Genomic DNA, 3,953 nt, shown 5'->3' on the forward strand with positions numbered 1-3,953 from the left:
GAATAATCCATCCCATTGATACTTTCATATTATTTTCCATAGGCTATATCCCCTGTTTCGTAATATAATCCTTTTTGCGTATTTTTCTTATAAAAGAAAGAAGAAGTTTTTTTAGCTCATAATCATATAGGAATATGGCAGCTACTACAATTAGTATATTAAGAACAAGCGCAATTAAATGATATGTATGCAATATATATTGCACTCCAATAAAGGTTACACCAAAATAAATTGTATACGGTATTACAATTTGGAATACAATTTTTTTCTTCACTACACTTACCGCTATATATCCCACTAAAGCGACTATTTCAAATAAAACCATAGCGTATGCCGCTCCTATCACTCCACCAAGACTACTAAAGCTATAAAGCATAACCCCACCTATCACCAATGCTGCACACTGCACAACAGTCCTCTTATTTTGACAACCACTCGTCGTTAAACCGTCAGCAATGGCAATATTTAAACTTTGTAGCACAATAAGAAATGATAATATTTGGAGTGGTTCTACTGCATTCCTCCATTCTTCATGAAAAAATATAGAAATAAAGTATGGTGCTAAATGATATAAACCGATCGTCATACATATTCCTACAATCGCCATTGATTTAATTTGAAGTAAATTTAATTTCGTATGCTCTTCTATATTATTCTGGTTATAATGCTTAAAGAGCACCGGAAAAAATGCACCTGCAATTACCCCTGGTACTTGATATAAAGCTGCCGGCATCCGGTACGCCACTGCAAAAACACCTACCATACTTAATGGCAATGTATAGTTAAGCAAGATAGGCGCTAATTGTGGCGTACTCATTATTAAAAAACCGCTAATAATAAAGGGAGTTAATTGCCAAAATAACGCTTTATGAATTACGACTTTCATATTCATTTTCGTCTTTCTTCTCATGATATATATACTGAATAAACCACCAATCATATACCCAAAAGCATATAAGCGAGCTGTTACATACACCGGTAACTCTCCGAAAATACAAAAACATGTAATTATAATGACAACTGATGCTGATACAACTTTTATGAGCGCTATATACTTCATACGTTCCGTCAGTTGAAAATAGGCAATCCCTATGTTTTGCCAAGTTAATCCTATTAACATGAAAAACATTACGTTTATCATCATATAAATTAAATTTTTATCCGCATACATATAATGAATAGCAATATAACCGATGATAGAAATAAAAATAAGTAGAATCATCCTTATTTTTATATACGATGATAAAATCTGCTCTAAATCTGCTCCATCCTTTGCCCCTTCTCGAAGAAACGTATTACTAAGTCCTAAGTCTGTAAAAAATAACATAACAAACGTCACTGCTATGGCAACACTAAACATCCCATAATGTTGTGCGTTAAAAAAGTTTGCTAAAACAATTAAACTGACGGCCTGAAGAAGGTTAGCTAAAATCGTACTATAAAATAGATGGATAATATTGCTTAGAATAGATCTACCCATACAAGTTCTCCTTTGCAAGTAACCTACTTACATATGTTGTTTGTTTACATATATATTTATCTTGCACCATTACCGTTCAATACAATTAAAACGGTTTTACATAAAATACGGATGTCCATCCGAAATGTTTTCATTTCAATATACTCCATGTCCAGCCTCAACTTTTCCTTTGGATCAAGATTATACCCTCCATTTATTTGTGCCCATCCTGTTAATCCTGGTTTTACTATTAAACGTTCCTTAAATTCTGGAATATACGCATCAAACTCATTATAAAAAAACTCTCTCTCTGGTCTAGGGCCTACAAAAGACATATCTCCTCTTAAAATGTTTAAGAGCTGTGGTAATTCATCAATTCTCGTTTTTCTTATAAACAATCCAACTTTTGTAATTCTTTGATCATGTTCTTTTGCCCATTGTGGTCCGTTCATTTCAGCATCCTTTACCATCGACCTTAATTTAAATACATTAAACTTCTTCCCGTTTATACCTAAACGTTCTTGAAAGTATATTGGAGCCCCTGATGTTTCTAAGGTAATCATAATACAAAAGAACAACATAATTGGTATTGTTAATAGTAACAATATGATTGAAAATATAATATCAAACAAGCGTTTTACACTTCGATTCAATATGCTAGGCTTTTCTTGAGCCGGAATCGTATACAACTTGGCTTGATTTGTTTCACGAATCATGGATCGTTACCCCCACATTCAAGAATATAAAATTATACCTATTAATTCACATTCTTTCCTATTTATATCCGCTATTACTTTTTGCACTGTACGTAGTGAATCTTTTCGCTTTTTAACTGCTAAAACCACTCCATCGCATTTCCCTGCAATAATGTGCGTAGCAGGAAGCTCAAATACTTCAGAAGAATAAACGAAAATGTAATCAAAATCTTCTTTCCACTTAGCAATCGCATTATCAAATTCATCCATAGCAACTAAAGGCGTCCCTGTATGTACTGTTTTTTTTGCAGGAATACAATATAAGTAATTAGACAAATTACTAGAAAAAGATTCATAATTGCAGGAGGAAGAGCTTATTATATCGTTTACTGTTATCATGTGATCACTTTGTAATAATACATGTAGTTTAGGGTCAGAAAAATTCACATCAATAAGTAACACCTTTTTTTTCATTTCCGCAAACACTAGACCCATATTTACTATAAGCGAGGCAACAACACCTCTGTCCTTCGTTGAACTAACTGTGAACAGTTGTTTTCCGGATTTTTTCAGCTCGTGATACACCGTATAAAACTGCTCTTTCATCAGATCATCATGCAAATTGAATGGCAGCTGCTTCTTTGTCCTAAACATCGACATGTTCACCTCGATATATAGATGATTTTTTATCAACCTCTGTAGGTTTCTTTTTTCTATTTGGTTCCATATTTATGTGACCAATAACAGAGACTGTTGTTATTTTCTCTAAATCCTGTTCCGTGTATATACGTTCATCAAAATAATCTCGAAATACAGCTAAACCTATCCCAACAAAAAAACTAACAATTAAAGAAATAGGAATGATCAGTTGAAATTTCGGAAACAATTTTTCAGCCTGTTCCTGTAACTCAGGATCAGTTAATACTTTCACCCCTTGTACATTTGTGTACTGTTGAAAGCTTTTTTGTGATTGCTCTGCCAATGTCTTTACAATGTCTTTCACGATTTTCGGATTGGAATCTTTTACTGTAACAGTTACAATTTGTGAGTTGTCCGTATTCACAACCGATATTTTTTGTGCTAATTCATAACTTGATTGCTCTAATTTCAAAGTTTTTTTGACTGTTGAAATAATTAATGGGCTTTTTAAAATATCAACATACGATGTTACTAGTTGCTTATTTTCTTGTGTTTTATTTGTTGAATTTTCCTTATTAAACTCATCTAAATTCCCAACAAGAATTTGCGTTGAATATTGATATGACGGCTTTAAAACATACATAGAGATAAGAACTAAAGAAGCGGTTAAACAACACATCGTTAAAATAATCGTTACGAATCTTCTTTTCAGTAATTGTTGAAAATCTTTTATACTCATTTCTTGCTTCAATTATTTCACCGCCCTTTTCTGAATAACATCCTGCAATTCACTCTTTACAGATAACCCTTTCTCTCTTCTATCGACTTGTTTTGTTACATACTTTCCGACTCCGAATGCAAATTTTTCTACATATACATACGAAAGCATTGCAAGTATAAACGAAAAAACAAGTGAAAAAATTAAAATAATAGGCAACGGTAATATTTCATGGAGCATGTATATAAGGGAAAACAACGATATAATATGGTATAAATAAAGACTGTAAGAAATCTTCCCCAAATATAACAAATATTTATTATGTAGCAAGGACGACAAAGTTGATATTGACAAACTTAATATGACAAATAAACATGCACTTATCGCCACTACGTGGTCTCGAAATATAAAATTATTGAGCACTTTAATTTCTCCTATAAGC

At 32.6% G+C, this 3,953-nt stretch carries 5 protein-coding genes; all 5 read right to left on the minus strand.

The window, feature by feature from the left end:
• Positions 1-43: 43 nt before the first annotated feature.
• Positions 44-1,480 carry an oligosaccharide flippase family protein gene (locus tag ABWK52_RS27175; protein WP_141537354.1) on the minus strand — a complete coding sequence of 479 codons (1,437 nt, stop codon included), beginning with the start codon at positions 1,478-1,480 and terminating at the stop codon, positions 44-46.
• A 56-nt stretch (positions 1,481-1,536) separates the two neighbouring features.
• Entirely contained in the window at positions 1,537-2,175 is a 639-nt protein-coding gene (locus tag ABWK52_RS27180; RefSeq protein WP_000617648.1) for a sugar transferase, read from the minus strand.
• An 18-nt stretch (positions 2,176-2,193) separates the two neighbouring features.
• Complete coding sequence (locus ABWK52_RS27185) at positions 2,194-2,814, minus strand: CpsD/CapB family tyrosine-protein kinase (RefSeq protein WP_002133101.1); 621 nt, start codon at positions 2,812-2,814, stop codon at positions 2,194-2,196.
• Positions 2,801-3,544 carry a YveK family protein gene (locus ABWK52_RS27190; RefSeq protein WP_000807055.1) on the minus strand — a complete coding sequence of 248 codons (744 nt, stop codon included), beginning with the start codon at positions 3,542-3,544 and terminating at the stop codon, positions 2,801-2,803. The genes ABWK52_RS27185 and ABWK52_RS27190 overlap by 14 nt, the downstream gene beginning before the upstream one ends.
• The coding region (locus ABWK52_RS27195) for an acyltransferase family protein (protein WP_438825470.1) at positions 3,545-3,953 on the minus strand (409 nt) is incomplete at its 5' end. It abuts the gene before it with no gap.

The organism is Bacillus sp. AP50, assembly GCF_040492675.1.
GTDB classification, from domain to species: domain Bacteria; phylum Bacillota; class Bacilli; order Bacillales; family Bacillaceae_G; genus Bacillus_A; species Bacillus_A cereus.